This window comes from Mesorhizobium ciceri biovar biserrulae (assembly GCF_001618845.1).
Classification (GTDB): Bacteria; Pseudomonadota; Alphaproteobacteria; order Rhizobiales; family Rhizobiaceae; genus Mesorhizobium; species Mesorhizobium ciceri.
On sequence record NZ_CP015064.1, the window covers coordinates 5339731 to 5365029 of the forward strand.

Annotated in this window: 27 protein-coding genes and 1 pseudogene; 15 read left to right on the forward strand and 13 right to left on the reverse strand. The window is 63.9% G+C overall.

Translation table 11 applies throughout. From position 1 onward, the window contains the following. Positions 1-15 precede the first annotated feature (15 nt). The 4 genes from A4R29_RS25145 to A4R29_RS25160 are packed head-to-tail and all read left to right on the forward strand — an operon-like array spanning position 16 to position 3313. Positions 16-1185 (forward strand): mandelate racemase/muconate lactonizing enzyme family protein, encoded by a 1170-nt coding sequence (locus tag A4R29_RS25145; RefSeq protein ID WP_013529507.1) that lies wholly within the window; start codon positions 16-18, stop codon positions 1183-1185. Between the two features lie 2 nt (positions 1186-1187). Beyond that, positions 1188-1904 carry a FadR/GntR family transcriptional regulator gene (locus A4R29_RS25150; protein WP_013529506.1) on the forward strand — a complete coding sequence of 239 codons (717 nt, stop codon included), beginning with the start codon at positions 1188-1190 and terminating at the stop codon, positions 1902-1904. A gap of 5 nt (positions 1905-1909) precedes the next feature. Further along, positions 1910-2890, forward strand: coding sequence for a hydroxyacid dehydrogenase (locus A4R29_RS25155; protein ID WP_013529505.1), 981 nt, complete (start codon positions 1910-1912; stop codon positions 2888-2890). Positions 2891-2932: 42 nt separating this feature from the next. Next, positions 2933-3313, forward strand: a complete 381-nt coding sequence (locus A4R29_RS25160; protein ID WP_063173117.1) for a hypothetical protein — start codon at positions 2933-2935, stop codon at positions 3311-3313. Positions 3314-3331: 18 nt separating this feature from the next. Here A4R29_RS25160 and A4R29_RS25165 read toward each other — a convergent pair whose 3' ends face one another. Continuing rightward, a complete protein-coding gene (locus A4R29_RS25165) occupies positions 3332-4627 on the reverse strand; it encodes an amidase (RefSeq protein ID WP_013529503.1) in 1296 nt (431 codons plus the stop codon). A 119-nt stretch (positions 4628-4746) separates the two neighbouring features. On the opposite strand from A4R29_RS25165, the gene A4R29_RS25170 reads away from it, so the two are divergent. Then, entirely contained in the window at positions 4747-5094 is a 348-nt protein-coding gene (locus A4R29_RS25170) for a GFA family protein (protein WP_013529502.1), read from the forward strand. A 96-nt stretch (positions 5095-5190) separates the two neighbouring features. Here A4R29_RS25170 and A4R29_RS25175 read toward each other — a convergent pair. Further along, positions 5191-5982, reverse strand: a pseudogene (locus A4R29_RS25175) (MFS transporter); the annotation flags it as partial. Positions 5983-6121: 139 nt separating this feature from the next. Here A4R29_RS25175 and A4R29_RS25180 point away from each other — a divergent pair. After that, on the forward strand, positions 6122-6553 hold the full coding sequence (locus A4R29_RS25180) for a DUF4437 domain-containing protein (RefSeq protein ID WP_063173118.1): 432 nt from the start codon (positions 6122-6124) through the stop codon (positions 6551-6553). Positions 6554-6565: 12 nt separating this feature from the next. On the opposite strand, the gene A4R29_RS25185 is transcribed toward A4R29_RS25180, so the two are convergent. The 7 genes from A4R29_RS25185 to A4R29_RS25215 form a co-directional block, all read right to left on the reverse strand. Beyond that, on the reverse strand, positions 6566-7651 hold the full coding sequence (locus A4R29_RS25185) for an ABC transporter ATP-binding protein (RefSeq protein ID WP_063173119.1): 1086 nt from the start codon (positions 7649-7651) through the stop codon (positions 6566-6568). Beyond that, positions 7651-8754: an ABC transporter ATP-binding protein gene (locus A4R29_RS25190; RefSeq protein ID WP_013529498.1), complete on the reverse strand. Its 1104-nt coding sequence runs from the start codon at positions 8752-8754 to the stop codon at positions 7651-7653. The genes A4R29_RS25185 and A4R29_RS25190 overlap by 1 nt, the downstream gene beginning before the upstream one ends. Continuing rightward, entirely contained in the window at positions 8751-8972 is a 222-nt protein-coding gene (locus tag A4R29_RS25195) for a hypothetical protein (protein WP_013529497.1), read from the reverse strand. Before A4R29_RS25195 ends, A4R29_RS25190 begins: the two co-directional genes overlap by 4 nt. After that, positions 8969-9928, reverse strand: a complete 960-nt coding sequence (locus A4R29_RS25200) for a carbohydrate ABC transporter permease (protein ID WP_013529496.1) — start codon at positions 9926-9928, stop codon at positions 8969-8971. Before A4R29_RS25200 ends, A4R29_RS25195 begins: the two co-directional genes overlap by 4 nt. A gap of 1 nt (position 9929) precedes the next feature. Continuing rightward, positions 9930-10835 (reverse strand): carbohydrate ABC transporter permease, encoded by a 906-nt coding sequence (locus tag A4R29_RS25205; protein WP_013529495.1) that lies wholly within the window; start codon positions 10833-10835, stop codon positions 9930-9932. A gap of 65 nt (positions 10836-10900) precedes the next feature. Then, positions 10901-12217: an ABC transporter substrate-binding protein gene (locus A4R29_RS25210; RefSeq protein WP_013529494.1), complete on the reverse strand. Its 1317-nt coding sequence runs from the start codon at positions 12215-12217 to the stop codon at positions 10901-10903. Between the two features lie 359 nt (positions 12218-12576). Beyond that, complete coding sequence (locus A4R29_RS25215; protein ID WP_063173120.1) at positions 12577-13272, reverse strand: TetR/AcrR family transcriptional regulator; 696 nt, start codon at positions 13270-13272, stop codon at positions 12577-12579. 109 nt (positions 13273-13381) lie between these two features. Between A4R29_RS25215 and A4R29_RS25220 the strand changes: the two genes are divergently transcribed. Genes A4R29_RS25220 through A4R29_RS25230 form a run of 3 tightly spaced genes read left to right on the forward strand, consistent with a single transcriptional unit; the run spans position 13382 to position 15880 of the window. Further along, positions 13382-14578, forward strand: coding sequence for a Tm-1-like ATP-binding domain-containing protein (locus A4R29_RS25220; protein ID WP_063173121.1), 1197 nt, complete (start codon positions 13382-13384; stop codon positions 14576-14578). A gap of 13 nt (positions 14579-14591) precedes the next feature. After that, complete coding sequence (locus A4R29_RS25225) at positions 14592-15458, forward strand: phosphoenolpyruvate hydrolase family protein (RefSeq protein WP_063173122.1); 867 nt, start codon at positions 14592-14594, stop codon at positions 15456-15458. 5 nt (positions 15459-15463) lie between these two features. Further along, the gene (locus A4R29_RS25230) at positions 15464-15880 is read left to right on the forward strand and encodes a cupin domain-containing protein (RefSeq protein ID WP_013529490.1); all 417 of its coding nucleotides are present in this window, start codon (positions 15464-15466) and stop codon (positions 15878-15880) included. A gap of 110 nt (positions 15881-15990) precedes the next feature. On the opposite strand, the gene A4R29_RS25235 is transcribed toward A4R29_RS25230, so the two are convergent. Then, entirely contained in the window at positions 15991-17181 is a 1191-nt protein-coding gene (locus A4R29_RS25235) for a M24 family metallopeptidase (RefSeq protein ID WP_063173123.1), read from the reverse strand. A gap of 62 nt (positions 17182-17243) precedes the next feature. Beyond that, positions 17244-17465, reverse strand: a complete 222-nt coding sequence (locus A4R29_RS34295; RefSeq protein ID WP_145923785.1) for a hypothetical protein — start codon at positions 17463-17465, stop codon at positions 17244-17246. A gap of 90 nt (positions 17466-17555) precedes the next feature. Between A4R29_RS34295 and A4R29_RS25240 the strand changes: the two genes are divergently transcribed. The 5 genes from A4R29_RS25240 to A4R29_RS25260 all read left to right on the forward strand — a co-directional run bounded on the left by A4R29_RS25240 (position 17556) and on the right by A4R29_RS25260 (position 22934). After that, complete coding sequence (locus A4R29_RS25240; protein WP_063173124.1) at positions 17556-19166, forward strand: ABC transporter substrate-binding protein; 1611 nt, start codon at positions 17556-17558, stop codon at positions 19164-19166. Positions 19167-19424: 258 nt separating this feature from the next. Then, positions 19425-20411 carry an ABC transporter permease gene (locus tag A4R29_RS25245; protein ID WP_063173125.1) on the forward strand — a complete coding sequence of 329 codons (987 nt, stop codon included), beginning with the start codon at positions 19425-19427 and terminating at the stop codon, positions 20409-20411. Continuing rightward, complete coding sequence (locus tag A4R29_RS25250) at positions 20408-21238, forward strand: ABC transporter permease (protein ID WP_063173126.1); 831 nt, start codon at positions 20408-20410, stop codon at positions 21236-21238. Before A4R29_RS25245 ends, A4R29_RS25250 begins: the two co-directional genes overlap by 4 nt. Then, the gene (locus A4R29_RS25255) at positions 21235-22137 is read left to right on the forward strand and encodes an ABC transporter ATP-binding protein (protein ID WP_063173127.1); all 903 of its coding nucleotides are present in this window, start codon (positions 21235-21237) and stop codon (positions 22135-22137) included. Before A4R29_RS25250 ends, A4R29_RS25255 begins: the two co-directional genes overlap by 4 nt. Continuing rightward, positions 22134-22934: an ABC transporter ATP-binding protein gene (locus A4R29_RS25260; RefSeq protein ID WP_063173128.1), complete on the forward strand. Its 801-nt coding sequence runs from the start codon at positions 22134-22136 to the stop codon at positions 22932-22934. Before A4R29_RS25255 ends, A4R29_RS25260 begins: the two co-directional genes overlap by 4 nt. 25 nt (positions 22935-22959) lie before the next feature. Here the strand turns inward: A4R29_RS25260 and A4R29_RS25265 are convergent, their stop codons facing one another. Beyond that, positions 22960-23571 (reverse strand): NAD(P)-dependent oxidoreductase, encoded by a 612-nt coding sequence (locus tag A4R29_RS25265; RefSeq protein ID WP_024504443.1) that lies wholly within the window; start codon positions 23569-23571, stop codon positions 22960-22962. Positions 23572-23607: 36 nt separating this feature from the next. Beyond that, the gene (locus A4R29_RS25270) at positions 23608-24246 is read right to left on the reverse strand and encodes a DsbA family protein (protein WP_024504444.1); all 639 of its coding nucleotides are present in this window, start codon (positions 24244-24246) and stop codon (positions 23608-23610) included. A 134-nt stretch (positions 24247-24380) separates the two neighbouring features. Here A4R29_RS25270 and A4R29_RS25275 point away from each other — a divergent pair, with 134 nt between their 5' ends. Further along, positions 24381-25298 carry a LysR family transcriptional regulator gene (locus A4R29_RS25275; RefSeq protein WP_024504445.1) on the forward strand — a complete coding sequence of 306 codons (918 nt, stop codon included), beginning with the start codon at positions 24381-24383 and terminating at the stop codon, positions 25296-25298. The last annotated feature ends 1 nt before the right edge of the window (position 25299 follow it).

Below are 25299 nucleotides of genomic sequence, written 5' to 3' on the forward strand. Positions count from 1 at the left end.
GGGCTGGGGAAGAATATGCGTATCAAGTCCGTCCAAGCCTGGTGGATCCGCGTTCCGATCGAAGCCGCTCGGCAGCACCGCAGCGACTTCGGTCAGGTGACGACCTTCGACGCCGCCATCCTGCGCATCGAGACCGATGACGGGCTGGTCGGCTGGGGCGAAGGCAAGAACGCCGCCGGCAGTGCCGGCAGCTACGGTGCACTCGTCCACATGCTGAACCATGAAGTCGGGCCGCAGCTGGTCGGCCGCGATCCGGCCGACATCGGCATCATCTGGGAGATGCTCTACAATGGCGTGCGCCACGACAGCGCCGCACGCGGCGGCCACGCCATGCCGCAGCTGGCGCGGCGCGGCATGAGCATCGCCGCGATCAGCGCCGTCGACATCGCGCTGTGGGACATTCTTGGCAAATCGCTTGGCGTTCCGGTCTGGCGGCTGCTCGGCGGCCGCAAGCTCGATCGCATGCCGGCTTACGCGTCCGGCGGCTGGGCGGCCGCCGACGCCATCGGCGAGCAGTTGAAGTCCTATATCGCCAAGGGCGGTTTCAAGGCACTGAAGATGCGGGTTGGCGCCATGGACGGCGCGGCGCACATTTCCGCCACCCGCGTGCGCGCCGCACGGCAGGCGCTCGGCCCCGATGTCGAACTGATGGTCGACGCGCACGGCACCTACACGGTGGCTGAAGCCAAGCGCTTCATCCACCTTGTCAACGATTTGGACCTCGCCTGGTTCGAGGAACCTATCATCGCCGACGATAAGCCGGGCATGGCCGAAGTGCGGGCAAGTGGCGCCGTTCCGATCGCCACCGGCGAAAGCGAGGCGACCCGCTACGCCTTCCGCGACCTCGCCGTGCTCAAAGCCGCCGACATCTTCCAGCCCGATCCCGCCTTCTGCGGCGGCATCAGCGAAGCGATGAAGATCGGCACCATCGCCAGCGCCTTCAATCTGCGCTTTGCACCGCATTTGTGGGCCGGCGCGCCCTGTTTTTTCGCAGGCTTGCATGTCTGCGCCGCCTCGCCGTCGAGTTTCACCGTCGAATATTCGCTCGGCGCCAACCCGATGATCCATGATCTGGTCGAAGAGACTGTCGAAGCCAGGGACGGTATGATAGCGATCCCGGAAAAACCGGGTCTGGGATTCACCATTTCGGAGCGGTTCCTGGAGGCGCACGCGCAACGCGGTTGACGATGAAAGAAAAGAACCTTCTCGCGGAACTCGCTGCCTACCTGTTCTCCCATTCGGACAAGGAGAGCGGCCGAACGCCATCGGAGCGCGAATTGGCGGAGCATTTCGCCGTCAGCCGCGGTCAGATCCGCGAGGCGCTGGCCATCCTGGAGGCCATGCGCATCGTTGAGCGCCGGGCCAAATCCGGCATCTACATCGACACCAAGCAGGCCAGTGTGGAGGCCATGGCGCTCTTTGCCCGCGCGGGCCTGCCGCTCGACCCGATCCAGATCTACGAGACGGTCGAACTGCGCAAGATCCACGAGATCAAGGCGGCCGAACTTGCCTGTTCGCGTGCCACCGAGGAGAATTTCGAGCGGCTGCGCGAAATCCTGAAGGCTTCGGAAGAGCGCATCGCCGCCGGCGAGGGGCTTGCCAGGGAAGACCGCGAATTCCACCTCGAAATCGTGCGCGCCACCAAGAACAGCGTCTTCCACAATGTCTGCAGCGTCTACTACATGATGGGCGAGCAGCGCCTGCCGATCTATTTCAACGACCCCGAGCGCAACGTGCGCTCGCATGCCGAGCACATCCAGATCTATGAGGCGCTGCTGCGCCGCGACGGCAATCTCGCCCAGGCGCTGATGAGCGCCCATCTGCAGGGCGCTGAGAGCTACTGGAAGGGCCTGATCGAGGGCCATGGCGAGGAGCCGCAAAGCCCGGCGCTCGAAAAAGCCTGACCGACATGGCCCGTATCCTCACGACCCACGCCCTGCACCCGCGCGCCTCGGCCATGCTGGCCGGCGCCGGAGAGCTCGTCGTCGCCTCCGCCATCGATCCGGCCACGCTGGCCGCCGAAGCCAGGAATGCCGACATCGTCATCGTGCGCGCGCCGCTGCCCCCACAGCTTTTCGACGGCGCAAAGCTGCTGCGGGCGGCAATCCGTCATGGCGCCGGGCTCGACATGATCCCGATGGAAGCAGCGACGGCCGCCGGCGTGCTGGTGGCGAATGTGCCGGCGGTCAATGCCCGCTCGGTTGCCGAACACGTCATGTTCGTGGCCCTCGCCTTGCTGCGCAACTTCCGCGTCGTCGATCGCGACCTGCGCGCCAAAGGCTGGCTCGCCGGCCGCGAGCACGCCAACGCCAACAGCGAGCTTGCCGGCAAGACGATCGGCATTGTCGGCCTCGGCGCCGTCGGCCAGGCGGTCGGCCATATCGCCGCGCACGGCTTCGACCTGAAAGTGGTGGCAACGACGCGCAGCATGCAGCCGGCGCCGGACAAGGTCGGCTTCCTGTCGATCGACGCTCTCGTCGAGCAGAGCGACATCATCGTTCTGTGCTGCCCGCTGACGCCGGAAACGCGCGGCCTGATCAACCGTGAGCGGATCGCCCGCATGAAGCCGCAGGCGTTGCTGATCAACGTGTCGCGCGGACCGGTCGTCGACGACGACGCGCTGATCGAGGCCTTGCAGAAACGGCGCATCGGCGGCGCCGCGCTCGACGTGTTTGCGACGCAGCCGCTGCCGTCGAACCATCCCTATTTCGGCTTCGACAATGTCATCGTCACGCCGCACATGGCGGGGATCACCGAGGAATCGATGATGCGCATGGGCGTCGGCGCGGCGGGCGAAGCCCTGCTGGTGCTGGCGGGCAAGCTGCCGGTCAATCTGCGCAATCCAGAAGTGGTCGATCACTATCGGCGGCGGTTTCCGGCGAGCCTGTAACACATCGCGGTTTCGCCCCAATTCTCCGCGACGTTGAGAGCCATGTCCGGTCTAGCCTTCCTCTTTGTCGCTGCCTGTTCGCTCTGTGCCATGCCGGCATTCGCGGCCGAGAGCAGTTATGTCTATTGCGACAACGGGCTGCGCTGCTTCAAGGCGCCCTGCCCGTCCAACAGCGCACTCGACCTTGCCACCGGGGCGATCATCAAGGGCGTGTCGATCGACCCCAGCGGATTGCCGCAGGCCGACAAGGCCATAACCGATCTTTCCGACGCGCTTCATGCTGGCAAGATCGTCGTCAATGGCTCGATCGAGCACCGCACCCAGACGATCGCCGGCAAGGAGTACAATTTGCCCTGGCTGGTCGCGACCCGTATCGTACGGACCGCCAAGGACAGCGAACGCAAGCACTGTTCGTCGCGCTGATGGGCGGTTCAGCCCTGCTCACGCGCCAAGCAGCTGCTCCACCTCTGCTGCTATGCGCAGCAGGCGTTGGTCATGGCCGTTGCGCGCCACCAGCATCAAGCCGGCGGGCAGCTGAGTGCCCGGCATCGGCAGCGAGATCGCGCAGAGATCGAACTGGTTGGCGACCTGCGTGTTGCGCAGCAGCAGGCCTTCGGTGCGGTCACGCAACCCGGCGTCGTCAGACATCGAGACGATAGTCGGCGCCGTCACCGGTGTGGTCGGCAAGGCCAGCACATCGACCGAGGACAGCCGCTCGTCCATGGCGGCGGCGAGCGCTGTACGACGGCGCATTGCCCGGATGTAGACAGGCGTCGGCAGCATGGCTGCCCGCGACAAAGGTCCGCTGACATGCGGGTCGACCGGTACCGAAGCTCCTGTCGCCAGCCAGTCGGCATGCACTTCGGCCCCTTCCATCGCGGCGATCGAACCACGCTTGGTGGCCGCGCGCAAATCGGCAAGCAGATCGTCGATCGACAAATCCTCGATCCGCGCGCCCGTCTGCTCGATCTTGCCAAGGCAGCGGTCGAACGCGGTCGCCACCTCGTCTTCCGTCTCTTCGAAAAGGACGCCGCGCGGAATGCCTATGCGAAGCCCTGCCAGGGCAATCGGCGTCAGCGCGGTCGGCACCTCACCGGCCATCACGGCGTCGGCGGCGGCACACTGGGCGACGGTTCGGGCAAGCGGACCGATCGAGTCCAGCGTGGCCGACAGTGGGAACGCGCCGGCGAGCGGCACACGTCGCGCCGTCGGCTTGAAGCCGACGACACCGTTGAGTGAAGCCGGAATGCGTATCGAACCGCCGGTGTCGGAACCGATCGATATTTCGCTCGTGCCCTCGCCGACGGAAACGCCGGCGCCTGAAGAAGAACCGCCCGGAATGCGGCTGGCGTCCACAGCATTGCCGGGCGTACCGAAATGCTGGTTATCGCCGATCGCGGTGAAGGCGAATTCGGTCATGTTGGTCTTGCCGATGATAACCGCGCCGGCCTGCCGCAGCCGGCTGACGATCACGGCATCGCGCAGCGGAGGTGCTGTGGTCCTGAGCATCAGCGAGCCGGCCCTGGTCGGCTCGCCGGCGACATCGAGCAAATCCTTGATCGAGACGATGGTGCCGTCGAGCGGCCCGAGCGTCACGCCGGCTTGGCTGCGCGCATCGCTGGCATCGGCCGCGGCCCGCGCGGCTTCGGCATAGAGCTTCGTGAACACACGCTCTTCGCCGGCACGGGCGGCGAGGCGCGCAAGGATGGTTTCCAGATGATCACGGACGGATTGCATTTTCGGTGTCGGACTCCGGACGCCTTGAACGTCTTAAGGGATAGCGGCCAGTGCCTGGCTTGCCGAGACTTAACCCGGCGCAGACGGTTTTGCACCCTGTTGAATGCGAGGAAAATCCGATGCTCTACAAAGGCAGTTGCCACTGCGGCAAGGTCGCCTTCGAATTCAAGGCCGAACTGACCGGCGCCATCAGGTGCAATTGCTCGATCTGCTCGCGCAAGGGCGCCCTGTTGTGTGCCATCCCGCACGAGACCTTGCGGGTCCTGGCCTGGGGCGACGATTTGGGCACCTACACATTCGGCAATCATGCCATCGCGCACCGGTTCTGCCGGGCCTGCGGCATCCATCCCTTTGCGGAGGATGTCCGCGAGGGCCGTGAACGCAGCGCCTACATCAACGTCAACTGCGTGGCCGATCTCGACCCCTCGACACTGTCGGTCTTCGATTTCGATGGGCGGTCGGCCTGAGTTCGTTCGTCGCTGCCGTCACAACGGCGTCGACCGAAAACCGTGATGGTTCTCGGGCCGACGCGCAGGTGTCAGGGAAGCCTGATTGCGGCGAGGCTACTCGGCCTGCTTCGGGCCGCGCAGGAACACCACGCTGGCCGCCAGCAATGTCGCCGCGCCGCAATGGGCGAAGGCACTGGCGACGCCGGTGTGGTCGACCAGCAGGCCGCCGAAGACGGCGCCGAGCGCGATCGCCACCTGGAACGTCGCCACCATCAGTCCGCCGGCGCTTTCTGCCTGGTCGGGTGCTGCCCGCACCAGCCAGCTCTGCAGCCCGACCGGAACCGCGCCGAAAGCAAAGCCCCAGACCGCAACGGCGGCAGCGGCGATCGTCGGCGAAGCTCCGAAAACCAGCATCGAGGCGGCGGCCGGTGCGATCAGCAAGGGCGCCAGCCCAACGGCTGCCTTGAGGCTGCGCTCGGCCAGGATGCCGCCGGCGACATTGCCGAAGAAGCCGCCAATGCCATAGGCCAGCAGCACCAGCGAGATCGTCTCGATGTCGAGCACGGGGACCTTCTCGAGGAAGGGACGGACATAGGTGAAGCCGGCAAAGTGTCCCGAAGCGACCAGCAGCACGACCAGCAGCGCCACCCTGATCGACGGACGCTTCAGCACGTCGAGCAAGGTGCGGAAGCTTGCCACACCCACGGGGGGCAATTTCGGAATGGTGGCCAGCTGCACCAGCAGCGCCAGGGCGGCGACCACGGTCGCAATCATGAAGGCCGTGCGCCAGCCCCAGATGTCACCGACATAGGCGCCGACCGGCGCCGCACAGACGGTCGCCAGCGAAACGCCGGTCAGGATGATCGACATGGCGCGCGGCATCAATCGCATCGGCACCAGCCGCAGCGTGGCCGTGGATTGCCGGGTCTGGATGAATTGCCAAGCCTTCCGGACGCAATGCCATTGCCGGGCCACCCGCATGCAATAGCTTGCCAGAACCAGGCAGCGAGAGGCCGGCGGCAAGCCGGTCCGAAGAGGAGAACCAATGCCAAATCATCCGAAGCGCATCGCACTCGCCGTCATGCTTGCGGTTCCCGGGCGCGCCTTTGCCCTCGAGGACAGCTACCTGCCGGCCGACAAGATCCCCTATGTGGCGGAAGTACCCGACCAGCCGCATCGTCTTGGCCCATTGTGGGGCGAGCGGGCCAAGGGTCCGGCAGGCACGTTGCTGAAGGTTCCCGGCAACTGGCGCGCACCGGTCCATGCGCACACCGCGGATTATCGTGCGGTGGTCATAAAGGGGATGTGGGCGCACTGGCAGATGGATGGCGGCGAGGCGACCAAGGTCGAACTGCCTCCTGGATCCTACTGGACCCAGAAAGCCAATGAGATGCATGACGACGCCTGCGTCTCCGACACGGAATGCGTGATCCTGCTGATCAACGACACGCCCTACGAAACCTACTTCCAGAAATAGGCTGGGATGCGGCTACGAGGCGTGACGCAAGCTGACGCCGCTGCCCTTGTCGAACAGCACCACCTTGTCGGGGTTCCAGGCAAAGCGCACCGCCTGCTCGATGGCGACGTCGGTCCTGGCCGGCACGGTTGCACGCACTGTCGCGTCGCCGACGCGCAGCGTCAGGATCTTTTCGACGCCGTGGTTCTCGACGTCGTGGACACGCGCCTCGACCGGCGCGCCGCTCTCGAGATAGACGTCCTCGGGACGAATGCCGAAGACGAGCGGGCGACCATCGGTCGCCCCGCCCGCTTTGGCTCCCCCTGAAAAAGGCAATTCGAAATTCAGCGGCGCCATCACCGCGCGGCCGTTCACGAGCTTGCCGTCGATGAGATTCATCGGCGGCGAACCGACGAAGCTCGCCACATAGGTGTCGCGTGGATTGTTGTAGATCTCATGCGGTGTGCCGGTCTGGACGATTCGGCCATGGTTGAGCACGCCGACCTTGTCACCCATCGACATCGCCTCGATCTGATCGTGGGTGACGAACAGGAAGGTGGCGCCGAGCTGTATCTGCAGGTTCTTCAGTTCAGTCCGCAGCGCCTCGCGCAGCTTGGCGTCGAGCGCAGACAGCGGCTCGTCCATCAGGAACACACGCGGCTTGCGCACAATGGCGCGGCCGATCGAGACGCGCTGCATCTCGCCGCCGGACAGCCGATCCGTCTTGCGGTCGAGCAGATGCTCGATCCGCAGCGTACGGGCGGCACGGTCGACACGGTCCTTGATCTCGGCGTCGGGCAGCCGGCGAATTTTCGGCTTCAGCGGGAATTCGAGATTTTCGCGCACCGTGTAGCGCGGATAGAGCGAATATTGCTGCAGCACCAGCGCCACGTCACGCTCGGCCGCACCCCAGTCGGCAACGTCGACGCCGTCGATGAAGACCTGGCCTTCGCTGGGCTTCTCCAGGCCGGCGATAAGCCGCAGCGTCGTCGTCTTGCCGGCGCCCGTCTCGCCCAGCAGCACGAAGAACTCGCCATCGGCAATTTCGAGATCGAGCCCGGTGAGCGCCGTGTGGTTGCCGAAGGTCTTCGAGATGTTCTTGAGCTGGATATGGGCCATCAGAGTCTCACCTCGAGCGACTTGCCGCTTGCCTTGTCGAAGAAATGCGCCTGGGTCGGGTCGATCCTGGCGAAGACCCTTTCACCGGGTCCGGCAACGAAGCCGCTCTTGGTGCGGGCCCGCAGCAACTCGGTTCCGACCTTGAGATCGACGATGTCGAAGGAGCCGAGCGGCTCGACGATATGTGTGTCGACAGGCACGAAGCCCTCGGTCGCCTCGCGCCGGATGAGCACGCCTTCCGGCCGTATGCCAAGCGCCAACTGGCCGCCGGCATGGCCGTTGAGCTTCGACAGCAGCGCTCGCGGGAACTCGAAGCCGGCGGCGGCTCCACCGACCGTCACCGAAACCGAGGACGCCGTCTCGGCCACCGCCGCATCGGTGACATTCATCACCGGGCTGCCGACGAATTGCGCCACGAACAGATTTGCCGGCTGCGAATAGACCTCGTCGGGCGTGCCGACCTGCTGCAAGACGCCTGCGTGCATGATGACGATGCGGTCGGCCAGGCTCATGGCCTCGATCTGGTCGTGCGTGACATAGATGGTGGTCGAGCCCTGCTTGATGTGCAGCCGCTTGATTTCCGCGCGCATCTCCTCGCGCAGCTTGGCGTCGAGCGCGCCGATCGGCTCATCCATCAGCATGGCCTTCGGTCGCCGCACCAGAGCGCGGCCAATGGCGACGCGCTGCATGTCGCCACCCGAGAGCGCCGACGGCTTCTTGTCCAGCAGGTCGGTGATCTGCAGCGTCTTGGCGACCGAACGCACCTCGCTGTCGATCTCCGTCTTGCTCTTGCGCGTGGCGCGCAAGGGGAAGGCGATGTTCTCGTAGACGCTCATATGCGGATAGAGCGAGAACGACTGGAACACCATGGCGATGTCGCGGTCGGCGGCCTTCAAATGCTGCACCGGCTTGCCGTCGATGAAGATGTCGCCCTCGTCGATGGTTTCCAGCCCGGCGATGGCGCGCAGCGTCGTCGTCTTGCCGCAGCCCGATTGGCCGAGCAGCACGATGAACTCGTTGTCGGCGATCTTGAGGTTCAGGTCCTTGATGACCTGGACGGCGCCGAAGAATTTCTGGACGCCGCGAAGCTCGATCTGGGTCAATGCTGTGCTCCCGGATTGCGCACCTGGCCGGTGCCGGCCTTCTCCTCGGGCGCGATCTTGGAGGTTACGTTGAAGCCGACGAGCCCGATCAGGATGATGGTCAGGCCATAGCTGTGCAGCAGCATGTTCCAGGGCTGGCAGAGCGCGACGATGCCGAGCACCATCAGTATCTGCGACCCAGGCTCAAGGTATTTCTGGTTGAAGGCGCGAAAACTCATTTGCGGATCGCTCCGAAGGACATGCCGCGCAGCAGATGATTGCGAAGCAGGAAGGTGAAGATGGCGACCGGCAGCAGGAACAGGAAGGTTCCGGAGGCGATCACCGTCCAGTCCGGCAGGCCCGAACCGACCTGGCTCGGGATGAAGGGAGGCGCGGTCTGGGCGCGGCGGTTGGTCATGATCAGCGCAAAGGCGTATTCGTTCCATGCGGTGATGAAACAGAACACGGCGGTGGCGGCGATGCCCGTGGCGGCCTCCGGCAGCACGATCTTGAAGAACGCCTCCATGCGCGTGTAGCCGTCGACAAGCGCGGCCTCCTCATATTCCTTCGGAATCTCGTCCATGAAACCCTTCATCAGCCACACGGAGAAGGACAGGTTGAAGGCGGTGTAGAGAATGATCAGGCCCAGATGCGTATCGTTGAGCCCGACTGCCCGGTACATCAGGAACATCGGGATGGCGACCACCACCGCCGGCAACATGCGCGTCGACAGGATGAAGAAGAGCAGGTCCGCTTCCCCCTTCACCTTGAAGCGCGAGAAGCCATAGGCGGTGAATGTCCCCATGCCGACCGCCAACACCGTCGAGGTGATGGCGATGATGAGCGAGTTCAGGAAGCGGCTCGGATATCCCGACCATTGCACCTGGCCCTTGCCGTCGCGCACGATCTTCTCGCCGCCGTCGAACACGACGCGTTCCCACCACGGGGCGGCGGCATATTCTTCGGCCGACGGCGGGCTGCGCAACTGTGAGCGCTTTGTGAAAAGTTTGACGAAAGGCGAGATGGTCGGCTCGAACATCACCGTCGGCGGGATCGTCGTGGCCAGGTTGCGTGGCTTGAACGAGGTCGCCACGATCCAGTAGATCGGCGCCAGGAAGATGATCGTCACCAAGAGGACGGCGACAATAGCGACCTTGTTGAGCGCCCGTTCACCCGAAGTCTGGACGGCCGCCATCTCAGCGCTCCTTAACTTTGTTGAGGTATTTCACATAGATGTTGGTGATCGCCAGCACCATGATCAGCACGATATAGGCAAGCGCGCAGGAGCGCCCCGTCTGCCATTCCTGGAAAGCCATCTTGTAGAGACGGATGGAAATCACCTCCGTGCTCGGCTGCGTCGACAGCACATAGGCAAGATCGAAAGTCTTGAAGGCTTCCATGGTGCGGAAGATGACCGCGATCATCAGGATCGGCGCGACCAGCGGCAGCGTGATGCGGAAGAAGGTATAGAACGGCCCGGCGCGGTCGATCGCGGCAGCTTCGTAAAGATGCTTCGGCACCGCCGAAAGCCCGGCGAGCGACAACAGCATGACGAAGGGCGACCACATCCAGATGTCCGTGAACGCGACCGCGTAGAGCGCCATCTTCGGGTCGCCGAGCCATTGGAATTTGCCGAGGTCGAGCACGTAGTTGATGACACCCCAGGACGGATCGTAGAGCAGCTTCCAGAACAGGCCGACCACCGCCATCGAGAGCATCATCGGCAAGAGCAGCAATGTCGTGATCAGGCCCTTGAGCGGAATGGTGCGATTGAGCAGCATTGCCGTTCCAAAGCCGACGACAACCTGACCGACGACCGAGACGATGACGTATTTCGCGGTCACCGCGAAATTGTTCCAGATATAAGGGTCGCTGAGGAGCTCGCGATAGTTCTTCAGTCCGACGAAATTGGCCGGCGCATTGGTCGATGCGCGGAAGTCGGTGAAGGAATAGCCGAGCGAATAGATCAGCGGAAAGATGTTGAAGACGATCAGGAACACGATCGTCGGAATGATGAAGAGGTTGCGTATCGAAATGTCGCTGAGGCCGCGAGAGGCGGCTCTGGAGGAGGTATTCAGCGGTGTGATCATTGTGGTCGCCAAGACCTGCTCCCATTCCTGAAAAAGAAAACGGAGGAGGCGCAGGCCTCCTCCGCACTACATGTCGGTTATTGGCCGCGGCCGTATTTCTTGAACGTGGCGTCCCAATCCTTCGCCAGCGCATCCAGCATTTCCTTGGCCGTACCATCGCCGTTTACGATGTACGGATAGACACGCTGGTTGAGCTGCTGCAGCAGTTCCGCATACTCCGGCACCGCCCAGAAGTCCTTGACCTTGAACATCGTGTCGTAGAAGGCCTTGTTGTAGGGCGTGGCGTTCTGAAACTCGGCCGATTCCAGCACGGCCTTGTTGCAGGTGTAGCCGCCGAGGGCCGCCCACTTCTTCTGCGTATCGTCCTGGATGAACCACTTCAGGAATTTCATCGCCTCTTCCTTGTTGTTGGAATAGGAGACGACGGAAATGCCCTGGCCGCCGAGCGCGGCGAACTGCTCGCCACCTGGACCTGCCGGGTTGGCGAAGAAGCCGGTGTTCTTGGCGTTCGGGTTCGACGCCTCGTTGATCAACGAGGGGAAGAAGGCGAAGTAGTTCATGCTCATCGCCGCCAGGCCTTCGGTGATGGCCTGGTTGTTCTCGACGAAAAAGGCGTTGGTCCAGCCCGGAGGCGTGAAGCCGAACAGCTTGCGGTAGTTTTCCGCCGCGGCCACCGCCTTGTCCGAGTTGATGATGCCGTCGACCTTGTAGGTGCCGAAGTCGCCGAGCTCACCGCCATACGAGAACAGCGCGTTCTCGAAGCCCATCGCCAGGCCGTCATACTGGTTCTGTGTGTAGATGGCGATGCCGTAGCGGTTCTGGTCGGGCCTGTTGAAGAACTCCGCGATGTCGGTCATTTCCTTGAAGGTCTTCGGAACGGCAAGGTCGTAGCCATACTTGGCCTTGAACGCTTCCATTTCCTTCGGATCCTCGAACCAGTCCTTGCGGTAGGCCCAGCCCACGGCGTCGCCCTCGGCCGGGATCGACCAGTATTTGCCGCTGTTGCCGGGATATTCGGAGTAGAACTTGACCGTCGCCGGAGCCATCTTGTCGAGAACCTTGTTCTCTTTGACGAAGTCGGTGAGGTCGACATAGTGACCGCCCTCGGAGGCGGCACCAAGCCATTGCGAGTCGCCGACGACCAGGTCATAGGCGCTGCCCTTGGCGTTGAACTCGGTAAAGGCCTTGGTCTGGAAATCGGCCCACGGGGTGGTTTCCACCGTGATCTTGACGCCGGTTTGCTTCTCGTACTCGTTGCCGAGCTCCTGCAGATAGTTTGCGGGATCCCATTCAGCCCAGAAGATGGTGAGTGACTTTTCCTGCGCGTAAACGGACGTTCCGCAGGCAAGCGTTAAGCCGATACCAGCAAGTACGCTGGTCACTAACTTGCGCATAATGATTTCCTCCCTTGTGCGCGTTCTACCTTATCGTGCGAGCCGGCAACGTGGCCGGCCCTGGTAGTTCCTCCCGTGATCGCACCTTTCCGGTTTCGAGCCTCCTCGCCCCGCCGGAAAATGGATCGCAGCCCTCACTTTCGATCCGCTTTTCTGATCCAATCTGGTATTACCAATTTTGCATGCGCGTCAAGCCCTTTCTTGGCAGCTTGACGCGGCCATTTCCATCGGATTACCGCTTTATCTGCCTGTTTTACCAAGATTTTCCTACTCAGTGATATGATCGGGTATTGTCCAATACCCCACCCAACCGCTAAGATCAGTAGTGTGCATGCCAATCTGGTCGAACCAGTTAGGCTCTATTTCACGACTGCCTTCGGATCGAGGCTGCCTCCTTCATCGACCGATTCCGCCACTGCCGCACGCACCAGCGCCCCGGCCGCCCACTGTGCGACCGACATCGTCCGGCGGCTGTCCAGCCCCCAGATATCCTTGAGCACGATCAGCACCTCGACGCCGAAGATAAGCGACAGCGCCTGTGCCAGCCGCTTGAAGTCGCGCGGCGGCAAACGGCCCTTGAGCGGCGTGATCGCATCCTTCAGCAGGTCGATGCGGTGGCCACGCGTAAAGGCGGGCTCACCGCCCAGCGTGCCGGCCTGACGCCGCGCCCATTGATCGAGCGACAGCTTCAGTGCTGCCTTGAACGTAGCCTCGAAGGCCTCGATGCGCGGCATGGCCGTGTCGAACAGCTCGGCGACCCGGCGCTCGGCATCGGCGGAGGTCGATTGCCAGGTGAGGATTGGCCCCAGCCCCTCGTCGACGACGGCCTGCACCAGTGCCGACTGGCTCGGGAAGTAACGATAGGCGGTGGCGCGGGAAACCTCGGCCGCCTCGGCGACCTCGCTGACCGAGGGCGTGACGCCCGCCTGCATCAGCCTTGTTGCCGTCTCCAGCATCAGCCGTTTGGTCCGCGCGCGCGGCCCACGTTCGGGCACTGGGCCGGTTGCCCGTTCAGCCTCGTCGCTCGCAGCGGATTGTTGACGTGAGACATTCATACCAATACGATACGCGCGTCTCAAAAATTTGCAATGGTCCGCATCGTCGAGTGGCCCGGGCAATGAGCGATGGGGGCGGCATCGCGCCTGCCAGGATTGGGAGAGCGCAATGAAGCGTATTTATGTGGTGGGGACCGCGGACACCAAGGGCGAGGAACTCGCCTTCCTGGCCGATGCGATCACTGCTGCGGGCGCCCTCGTTTGTCGTGTCGATGTCGGAACGCGCGACGCAACCATCCCCGTCGATATCAGCGCGAGGGAAATCGCCGACCATCATCCCGGCGGCCGTGAAACCGTGCTCGGCGGCAATGATCGCGGCGCCGCGGTCGCCGCAATGGGCATCGCCTTCGCCCGCTTTGCCCAATCGCGCAACGACATCGCGGCCATGATCGGCATTGGCGGCGGTGGCGGCACATCGATCGTCACGTCGGGCATGCGCGCCCTGCCGCTCGGCCTGCCCAAGATCATGGTCTCGACGCTCGCCTCCGGCGACACCGCTCCCTACGTCGATGTCTCCGACATCATCATGATGCCTTCTGTGACCGACATGGCCGGACTGAACCGGCTCTCCCGTGTCGTGTTGCACAACGCGGCTCAAGCCATATCAGGCATGGCGGCCAGCCCGGCGCCACCACCCGACGGCAAACCATCGATCGGCCTCACCATGTTCGGCGTCACCACGCCTTGCGTGACCGCCATCGCCGACCAGCTCCGTTCCGGATATGACTGCATGGTCTTCCACGCCACCGGCACCGGCGGCCGCAGCATGGAAAAGCTGACCGACAGCGGCTTGCTGTCCGGCGTCGTCGACATCACCACGACCGAAGTCTGCGATCTTCTGTTCGGCGGCGTGCTGCCGGCGACGGAGGATCGTTTCGGCGCCGTCGCACGCACGGGGCTGCCCTATGTCGGCTCCGTCGGCGCGCTCGATATGGTGAACTTCTGGGCGCCTTCGACCATCCCGGAACACTATCGCGACCGGCTGTTCTACGAACACAATCCCAATGTCACGCTGATGCGCACCACGGCGGACGAATGCCGTGCGATCGGCGAGTGGATCGGCACCAGGCTCGCCCGCTGCAAGGGGCCGGTGCATTTTCTCATCCCGGAAAAAGGCGTCTCGGCGCTCGACATCGAAGGCGGCGCCTTCTTCGACCCGGAAGCCGACGCCGTTCTGTTCGATGCAATCGAGCGCACCATCAAGCCCAACGGCAAGCGCCGCGTGACGCGCCTGCCGCTGCATATCAACGACCCGGAATTCGCAAGGGCTGCAACAGCGGCCTTCCTCGCCATCGCCAGACAGTGAGAGACCTCAAAAAATGCCCGCCATACCGCGCAAGGACATCTTGAAGAAATTCAGGGGAATGATCGACAAGGGCGTGCCGATCGTCGGCGGCGGCGCCGGCACCGGCCTGTCGGCGAAGGCCGAGGAGGCCGGTGGCATCGACCTCATCATCATCTACAATTCCGGTCGCTACCGCATGGCCGGGCGCGGCTCGGCCGCCGGCCTGCTCGCCTATGGCAATGCCAACGAGATCGTAAGGGAAATGGCCTATGAGGTGCTGCCGGTGGTCAGACACACGCCGGTGCTGGCCGGCGTCAACGGCACCGACCCGTTCGTCATCATGCCGCTGTTGCTGGCAGAGCTGAAGACGATGGGCTTTTCCGGCGTGCAGAATTTTCCCACCATCGGCCTGTTCGACGGCAGCATGCGGCAGAGCTTCGAGGAAACCGGCATGGGCTTCGGCCTCGAGGTCGACATGATCGCCGAGGCGCACAAGCTCGACCTCTTGACCACGCCCTACGTCTTCAACCCGGATGAGGCGCGCGCCATGACCAAGGCCGGCGCCGACATCGTCGTCGCCCATATGGGTGTGACGACAGGCGGCTCGATCGGCGCCACGTCGGCCAAGTCGCTCGACGACTGCGTTCAGGAGATCGACGCCATCGCCAACGCGGCGTGCTCGGTGCGCAAGGATGTCATCCTGCTTTGCCATGGCGGCCCGATTTCGATGCCCGACGACGCCCGTTACATTCTCTCCCAGGCCAAGGGCCTGCACGGCTTCTATGGCGCCAGCTCGATGGAACGGCTGCCGGCGGAAGCCGCGATCGCCAAGCAGACGGCCGATTTCAAGGCCGTCGCGCTCGGCGGCCAGAAGACCACATTCAAGAAAAAGAAGGGATGAGTGAGATGACCGACAAGAGCAAAGTGTTCGTGTACCCGAAGGACGTCAGCGCCTTCGGCTTCGACTGGGGAAAATTGGCGCTGACGGTGGCGCCCGAAGTGAATGGCGCAACCCGCTTTTCCGGCGGCGTCGTCGACCTGCCTTCCGGCAAGGGCCACACGCGCCACAACCATCCGGGCGCGGAAGAAATCATCTTCGTCATCTCAGGCCATGGCGAACAGATGGTCGAGGACGAGAAGGGCAACCCGATGGTCGAGAAGGTCGGCCCCGGCTGCACCATCTACGTGCCGGAAAGCCGCTTTCATTCGACGCTCAACACCGGCGACGGGCCGATGCAGCTGTTCGTCGTCTATTCGCCGGCAGGACCTGAACTGGTTTTGCGTGAGCTGCCGGATTTCAGGCTGATTCCGCCGGGGCAGTGATCTTTCCTCGGTTCCGGCTCCGACCTCTGCCCTCGGGGAGAGGTCGGATTGCCCCGAATTGCTTTTCCCGGATGGCAATCCGGGTGAGGGGGCAGCAGCCTCAATACCAGCTAGGCCGTCCCACCCCTGTTCCACCCCCGGCCCCGATCACCGAACATCACATAGCCAGCGTCCGTCACCGCCAGCGTGTCTTCCAGCTTGATGAAGCCCCGTGTCGGGTGAAGCATGGTCGTCTCCACCGACAGTACCATGTTCTTCTCCAGCGGCTTGGCCGCATAGGTGCCTTCATAGGTCACCGGATGGTTGGTCATCAGGAACGGCGCCTCGTGCGTGATCAGGCCCATGCCATGGGCGAAGAAATCCGTGTAGGGCGCGACCTTCGAAGCCTTCAGCACGCCCTCGGCATGCGAAATCATGTCGCCGCCCAGCGTGCCCGCTTTGACTTTTGAGAAGGCCGCCTGCTGCACCGTCTCGACCTCGGCCAGCAGATCTTCGAGCTCGGCATCCGGTTCGCCGAGAATGCCCATCCGGCAGAGGTCCCCTATATAGCCGTGATAATTGCCGCCGGAATCGATTGACAGCACCTCGCCTTTTTCCCACGCCTGCGGTGAAGCGGCGCGGTTGTGGCTGGCACCCAGCGTCAGCAGGCAATATTCGAAATGGATGCCGCGATTGGTTTCCTCGCGCCGCAGCTGCTCGATGATCTCGCTTTTAGTCGTGCCTTCACGCGCCCAGGCAATGGTCGCCAGCATGGAATCGGTGATCAGTTCGGAGGCCGTGCGCAGCTTCTCCAGCTCCGCATCGGTCTTGATGGCGCGCATACGCTCCAGCATGTCGGTCGCATCGATCAGCCTGGCATCCGGCAACGCCTTGCGGATCAGCGTATAGGCGTCCGATGGCAGGAAGCCAGGCTCGATGCCGATGCGCGCGCCAGCCTTGCCGATCTTCTGCAGGTGCTCGACCGCAAGGTTGGCGGCGTCGAGCGTGCCCCAGCAGGCGGCGTGCAGCGTCGGCGTCCAGAACGGATTGTTCTGGTGCTCGCCGCCCTCCATGCGGTTGCCGATATAGGCGGCACGGTCCGGCCCGCCCTTTTCGTACACGACGATCGGCAGGTACCGGCTGTGGCCGATCGCATCCATGGCGGCGAAGAAGATGAACTTGTAACCGCCCAGCAGGTATTGCGTGTTGTGCTTGGAGGTGGCGAGCAGCACATCGATGCCGGCCTCCTCCATCAGCCGGTCGACCCTTGCCTGGTCGAACGGGATATTGCCGACGGCATTCTTGCCCGGAGCAATGTTCATCTCTCTCTCCCTGAATTGCCTGGGACCGCCGGCCGTTCCGCTCGCGATCCCCTGGCCATGACTCAAATCTGCACCATTTTGCCCGCTCTGGTCCAGCCAGAAATAGGGAAAACAGCACCGTTCGATGTCATCATACCTTTGTCCGTCGCATATCCCATCAATTTGGTCCTACCAGATTGACGTGATAGAAGCGCATGCTCCAAACTGGTCCAGCGGACGAAAATTTCAAAGCCAAGCGAGGATGCGCCAATTCCGTCTCTGGCGAAACCCTCGGCAAGGCTCATAATCGCCGCCGCAAGGATGCTGGCGGGCTTGCCGGCGTCCGAGGGGTATTGGCGCGCCCAACCGGGTCGCGGAGAGGACGGAGTTCGATCATGTCAGGTTTCACGATTTCCAGGCGCACGATGCTTTCCGGCTCGGCAATGCTGCTGGCCTCCACCGCCATCCCGACACCGGGCTGGGCGCAGACGCCGAAGAAGGGCGGGCGGCTTGTGCTTGCCGCCGATTCCGAACCGCGCAACCTCAACCCGGCGATCGTCGCTTCCAACGGCGTCTTCTTCATCTCCAGCAAGATCGTCGAAACGCTGGCCGACGCCTCCTACGACGGCAAGGACGGACTCGCGCCAAGGCTGGCGCTGAGCTGGGAGGGTGCCGCCGATGGGCTCTCGGTGACGTTCAAACTGCGCGACGGCGTCAAATGGCATGACGGCAAACCGTTCACCTCGGCCGACGTCGCCTTCTCGGCGCTGCAAATCTGGAAGCCGCTGCAAAATCTCGGCCGCACCGTGTTCAAGGATCTGGCCAGCGTCGACACCCCTGACGATCTCACCGCCGTGTTCAAATTCGCCAAGCCGACGCCGTTCCAGTTGATCCGCAACGCGCTGCCGGCGCTGAGCAGCGTGGTGCCGAAGCACATCTACGAGGTCGGCAAGATCGAGGACAACCCGGCCAACAACGCGCCCATCGGCACCGGACCGTTCAAATTCGGCGAGTACAAGGCCGGCCAGTATTACCGGCTGACCAAAAACACCGACTACTGGGGCAAGGACGAGCCCTATCTCGACGAGATCATCTATCAGGTGCTGCCGGATCGCACGTCCGCGGCGAGCGCGCTGGAGGCCGGAGAGATCCAGCTCGCGGCCTTTTCCGCCGTGCCGCTGGCCGACCTCGACCGCATCTCGAAAGTGCCGGGCCTGAAAGTGATCACCAAGGGTTACGAAGGGCTGACCTATCAACTCGTCGTCGAGATCAATCATCGCCGCAAGGAACTGGCCGACGTCAAAGTGCGGCAGGCGATCGCACATGCCATCGACAAGGATTTCGTCGTCAAGACGGTGTTCCTCGGCTATGCCGCGACAGCCACCGGCCCGGTGCCGAAGAACGATCCACAATTCTACACCGCCGATGTGCCGACCTATGCCTTCGACGTCGCCAAGGCCAACGCGCTGCTCGATGAAGCCGGCTACAAGAAAGGCCCGGACGGCAAGCGCTTCACGCTGAAACTGCTGCCTGCGCCCTATTTCAACGAGACAAAACAGTTCGGCGACTATCTGCGCCAGGCGCTCGCCGCCATCGGCATCGACGCTGAGCTGGTCAACAACGACTCGGCCGCGCACATCAAGGCGGTCTACACCGACCACGCCTTCGATCTCGCGGTCGGTCCGCCGGTGTTCCGCGGCGATCCGGCGATCTCGACCACCATCCTGGTGCAGAGCGGCATTCCCAACGGCGTGCCGTTCTCCAACCAGGGCGGCTACAAGAACGATGCGCTCGATGCGCTCATCGCCGAGGCATCGGAGACGCTCGACGCATCAGCCCGCACCGACCTCTACAAGGAATTCCAGAAGGCGGTGGCTGCCGACCTGCCGCTGATCAACGTCGCCGAATGGAGTTTCATCAGCGTCGCGCGAGACACCGTCGGCAACATCGCCAACAACCCGCGCTGGGCGGTGTCGAACTGGGCGGACACGTATCTGGAATCGTGACAGAATTGCGCGGATGAAAATTCGCGAAATCATCGTAGGCTTTGAGTTCTACGAGGCCCCCCTCTGTCCTACCGGACATCTCCCCCTCAAGGGGGGAGATTGGCCGCTTGTCTGTCCCGCGAATTCTTCAACGTTGGAGATTGGCGAAGCCAAAAGAGACAGCCGATCTCCCCCCTTGAGGGGGAGATGTCCGGCAGGACAGAGGAGGGTGCCTAGGCGCGGTCCTAATCAACGTATCGCCAACCCATCGACGCCCCCATGAACCGCGCCCTCACCCTTCTCCGCCGCCGCCTCGTCGGCAGCGTCTTCGTGCTGCTGATCGTCGTCATCGGCACGTTCCTTTTGCTCGAGGCCGCCCCCGGCGACGCCGTCGACGCCTACATCGTCTCGACCGGCGGCGACGCCGGCATGATCGAGCTGTTGCGCCATCGCTGGGGCCTCGACCAGTCGGAGCTGACGCGGCTGGCAAACTATCTCTGGGCGCTGTTGCATCTCGACCTCGGGCAGTCGGTGACCTTCTCCAGGCCGATCCGCGACGTGATCCTCGAACGCCTGCCCAACACGCTGCTGTTGATGGTCAGCGCCACCGCGCTCTCCTTCGGGCTCGGCTCGGCACTCGGCATCTATGCCGGCGCGCGGCCCGGGAGTTTGCGCGACCGCCTCCTGTCGATCGGCTCGCTGGCGCTCTATGCCGTGCCGGGTTTCTGGCTCGGACTGGTGCTGATCGTCGTCTTTGCCGTCGACCTGCGCTGGCTGCCGATCGGCGGCATCGAGACCCTGGCTTCCGACAAGACCGGCCTTGACCGCGCAGCCGACATCGCCGTCCATCTTATCCTGCCTGTTTCGGCCCTCGGCTTCATCTACCTGGCGCTCTATCTGCGCATGATGCGCGCCGGCATGGCCGAGGTCTGGCGGCAGGATTTTGTGCTGGCCGCGCGCGCCAAGGGATTATCACGCCGCCGCATCGTGCTCGCCCACGTCGCCCGCAATGCACTGCTGCCCCTGGTCACCATGCTCGGCCTGCAGTCGGCGCAGATGCTCGGCGGCAGTGTCGTCATCGAGAGCGTCTTTTCCGTGCCCGGCCTCGGCCGGCTGGCGCAGGAGGCAGTCGCCTCCCGCGATACGCCGCTTCTGCTCGGCATTATTCTCACCAGCGCCGTCCTGGTCATTGTCATCAACCTTGCCGTCGACATCGCCTATGCCTTCCTCGACCCGCGCGTCGGCGCCAGCGAGGCCGGCGCATGAGTGCCCTCCGCCGCTTTCTGCGCACGCCCGAGGCGGTCGCCGGCGCCATCCTCCTGGCGGCGCTGATCGCCATGGCGCTGTCGGCGTCGCTGCTGTTCCCCGGCGATCCGCAAGCGATTGCCGGGCCGGCGCTGCTGCCGTCGTTCCAGGACTGGTCGCTCCCGCTTGGCACCGATCGGCTTGGCCGCGACGTGCTGGCCGAGCTTTTTCATGGCGCCCGCACATCGCTGGCTGTCGGGATCGCCGCCGCGGCCGCCGCACTTGTCGTCGGGGCAGTGGTCGGCACATTGGCCGGCTTTGCCGGCGGCCTCGTCGACGAGGTGCTGATGCGCATCACCGACGCCTTCCAGACCGTGCCGAGTTTCCTGCTGGCACTGGCCTTCGTCAGCGTCGTCGGACCGTCGCTCGGCATCGTCGTGATCGCCATCGCGCTTGGCACCTGGACCGGACCAGCCCGTGTCGCCCGCGCGGAAGTCCTCTCCATTCGCGAACGCGATTATGTCGCCGGCGCCAGGGTCATCGGCATGCACCCGCTGCCGATCGCCTTTCGCGAGGTGCTGCCCAATGCCTTGCCGCCGGTGCTGGCGATGTCGTCGGTGATCGTCGCCGCGGCGATCCTCACCGAGGCGGCCTTGTCGTTCCTCGGCCTGGGAGATCCCAACCGGGTCACCTGGGGCGGCATGATTGCTGAAGGCCGCACTGTTTTGCGCACCGCGCCCTTCCTGTCGATCGTCCCGGGCATAGCACTGGTGCTGACCGTGCTCGGCGTCTATCTCGCCGGCGAAGGCATCGTCGAGACGACGGCGGTCAGGAGAGGCCTGTCGTGACCGCGCTGGCTTCGATCCGCGACCTGACGGTGACCTACCGCCGCGACGGCAACGAGGCGACGGCGCTGAAGGATTTCAGCCTCGACATAGAGGCTGGCGAGCGCTTGGCCATCATCGGCGAAAGCGGTTCGGGCAAGAGCACGCTGGCGCTGGCGATTGCAGGGCTGTTGCCGGCAAGCACCAAGACTGAAGGAAAGATCGATTGGTTCCTACCGTCGGCGTTGGGCGTCAAGGCACCCCCCTCTGTCCTGCCGGACATGTCCGGCAGGACAGAGGGGGGCCTCGTAGAGCACAGACCGCAAAAGCTCTTCACCAGATCAAGTCACCCTCCCCTCGGCGGCCGCGATATCGGTTTCGTCTTCCAGGACCCATCCGCCAGCCTCGACCCCGTAATGCCAATCGGCAAACAAATCGCCGAAGTCGCCCGCACCCATCTCGGCCTCACCTGGCCGCAGGCCTACACGCAAGCAAAAACCCTGCTCGAACGCGTCCGGCTGCCCGATCCTGACTCGGCCCTGCGCGCCTTCCCGCACCAGCTTTCCGGCGGCCAGAAGCAGCGTGTGGCGATTGCCGCCGCCATTGCGGCCGGTCCGAAATTGCTGATCGCCGACGAAGCGACCAGCGCGCTCGATACCATCGTGCAGGCCGAGATCGTCGCCTTGATCCGACGCCTGGTGACCGAGGACGGCATGACGCTGCTGTTCATCAGCCATGACATCGCGCTGGCGGCCGAGCTTGCCGGGCGCATCGCCGTTTTCCGCCATGGGCAGTTGGTCGAGCTTGGCATGACGGCGCAGATTGTCGGCGCCCCGGCCCAGCCCTATACGCGCGCATTGCTCGATGCCCATATCGGCCTCGACACCAAGCCGCTGCTGAACCGAGCCGGGCTCCACGCATGAGCCTGCTGGCGGTGTCCAACCTCACCAAGCGCTACCGTCGCGGCGACAACACCATCGCTGCAGTCGACGATGTCTCCTTTCACATCGAGCCGGGTGAAACGCTGGCGTTGGCCGGACCCTCCGGCAGCGGCAAATCGACGATCGCGCGGGTGGTGCTGCGATTGATCGAGCCGGACGACGGACGCATCGAGTTCGAAGGCGACGATTTCCTGGCCCTGCGCAGCGCAGCACTGCGTGCCCGCCGCGCGCGCCTGCAAATGGTGTTCCAGGACCCGCTTGCCGCCTTCAACCCGCGCGCCACGGTGGCGCGTGTGCTCGACGATCCCTTGCGCATCCATGGCATCGCTTCCCGCAGCGAGCGCCCGCGCCGCATCGCCGCCTTGCTGGAGCGCGTCGGGCTGACGGCGGACCTCGCCCCGCGTGCCATCCACGAAATTTCAGGCGGTCAGCGGCAGCGCGTCGCCATTGCCCGCGCCATCGCCACGAAGCCGTCGCTGATCGTGCTCGATGAAGCGGTGTCGGCGCTCGACGTTTCCGTGCGCGGGGAGATCCTCGAGCTTTTGCTCGACCTGCAGCGCCAGGAAAAGATCGCCTATCTCTTCATTTCACATGATCTCGGCGTCATCCGGTCGGTCGCCCACCGCGTCATCCTTCTCGACGCCGGCCGGGTTGCCGAGAACGGCGATGCCCGAACCGTCATCGACGCACCGCAATCGGCCATTGGAAAGGCGCTGGTGGCGGCAGCACCGAGATTGAACCGGACCCTGATGCGGCTGGCGTCGGCCGGCCTCGATTGAGACCCGGCCGCCACCATCCGTTCGCTCAATAGCCGACGGTGAAGCGCTGCCTGATATGGGCCGGCTTCTCGATCTCGTCGACCATGACGATCGCGTAGTCCTCGAAGGAAATGCTGCTGCCCTCGTCGGAGGCGAGAAGCGTGTCCTTGCCGAGGCGGAATTTGCCGGTGCGCTCGCCAGGCACGAACATGGCGGATGGCGACAGGAACGTCCAATCGAGGTCGTCGACCGTCTTCAATCTGTCCAGGAAGTCGGCGCCCTTCTGCGCTTCTGCCTTGTAGATCGCCGGGAAGTTGGGGCTATCGACCAGCCGCTTGCCGGGCGCGACTTCGAGACTGCCGGCGCCGCCGACGACGAGATAGCGCTTCACGCCGGAGGCGCGCACCGCCTCGATCAGTGCATCGGTATCGCTATCCAGGAAATGCACAGAGCTGATCACAGCGTCATGGCCGCGGATCAGGTCCGCGAGACCTTCTGTGTCGAAGACATCGCCCTTCCTGGCCGTAACGCCCGGAAGCGCGACAATCTTTTCCGGGTTGCGCGCGATGCCCGTGACGGTATGGCCGCCATCGGAGAGTTCCCTGAGAAGGCGCGAACCGACAGCGCCCGATGCACCAATGAGAGCGACTTTTGCCATGTGTGTTTCCTTATGCTTGGGGTCTGGAGGATGGGGTCACGCCGCCGCGATGTGGGCGACGAGATTGTCGAAGCTGCCGAACAGCGCGTTCGAACCGATGAGCCGGGGCGCATCGTTGCGGATGACCGCGAGCGAAGGCACGCCATCGGCATGCAGGCGCTGGAACAGCGCACGGCCACGGCCAACCTGGTCGCGGTGAGCCGCCAGCAATGTTTCGGTCGGCGCCTTGAGCATTTCGGCGGCGTCCGCCATGCCGTCGGCGGCGAGCACCTCGGCCACACCGCCGATCGTCACGACATCGCGTCCTTCTACATAGCGCGCATGCTGGATCGTCTTCAGCGCCGCAAACCGGCGGCTAGGGTCCTCCAGGCCAGCGGCAGTGATGCCGAGTGTGGCGGCATGTGAGTCGAGCAGGGTGCCACGGACATTGAGGACATTGTGCCGGTAGGCCGGCGTGAACGATTGTCCGGTCAGGCGCTCGATGCGCTGGTCGTTCGCCCAGGCGTGCGCCGCAAAACCTTCATCCATCGGACGCGCGCCGGCGCCGGAAAACAGGCCGGTCGGCAGCAGCTCGACGCGCACGCCGGCGGCCGACAACCGGCCGAGCATCCGGGTGGCACCATAGCACCAGCCGCAGAGCGGATCGAAAAGATAGGTCACTTCTGAATTGTTCATAATCGCTGCTACCCATGATCCGGCTGCCGGCTTGATCGAATGCCGTTGGCTGATATGTGGCAGGTGGGGGTCTTGCGATAAATGGCACCCAATAATACAAACTGTATGATCTGATCATACAAATGGCAGCCAGCTTGGCCGAACTTCTGAACCTCAATCGGCTCGCCTACTTCACCACGGTGATGGAAACCGGCTCGTTCACGGCCGCAGCCAACCGGCTTGGCGTCGCCAAGGCCGTGGTCAGCCATCAGATCGGCAAGCTCGAAGAGGAACTGGGCGCAACGCTGCTGCAGCGCACGACCCGGCGTGTCAGGCCGACCGAAGAGGGGCGCCTCTTCTATGACCGCGCGATGATCATCCTGCGGGAAGCGGAGGCCGCCTATGGCGAAATCTCGCGCGGGACCGTCGAACCGAGCGGAACGCTGAGGCTGACGGCGCCGCTCGACTACGGCACCAAGATGGTGGCTCCGGTCATGGCGGCCTATCTCAGAACCTATCCGCAGATGCGCGTCGAGGCGATCTTCGACGACGCCGTCAGCAATCTGGTGGACGAGCAGATCGATCTCGGCATCCGCGTCGGCTGGCTCACCGATTCCTCGAACCAGGCGCGGCGGCTGGGGACGATCCGGCAAATCGTGGTGGCGAGCCCTGGCTTCGCGGCGAGCCTGCCGCCGGACCTGACGCCGCGCCAGGCAAGATCGCTGGCCTGGGTCGGCAACACCCAGTTGCGCGGCATCGGCCAATGGCTGTTTTCCAGGGATGGCGAAACGGTGCTGACCGAGCTCAATCCGGTCCTCATGTGCGACAAGAGCCCCGCCGCCCTTGCTTGCGTGCTCGTCGGCATCGGGCTGGGCGTCTTTCCGGACTACAGCGTCAGCGACGATATCGCCGAGGGGCGGCTGGTGCCGGTATTTGCCGACTGGAGCCTGCCGTCAGGCGGCATCCACGCAGTCTTTCCGCCGGCCCGGTTCCGGCCCGCCAAGGTGCGCACCTTCGTCGATCTGCTCGCGGCGGCCGAGAAGCGGCGATCGCGCGGTGTTGCCACGGCTTGAA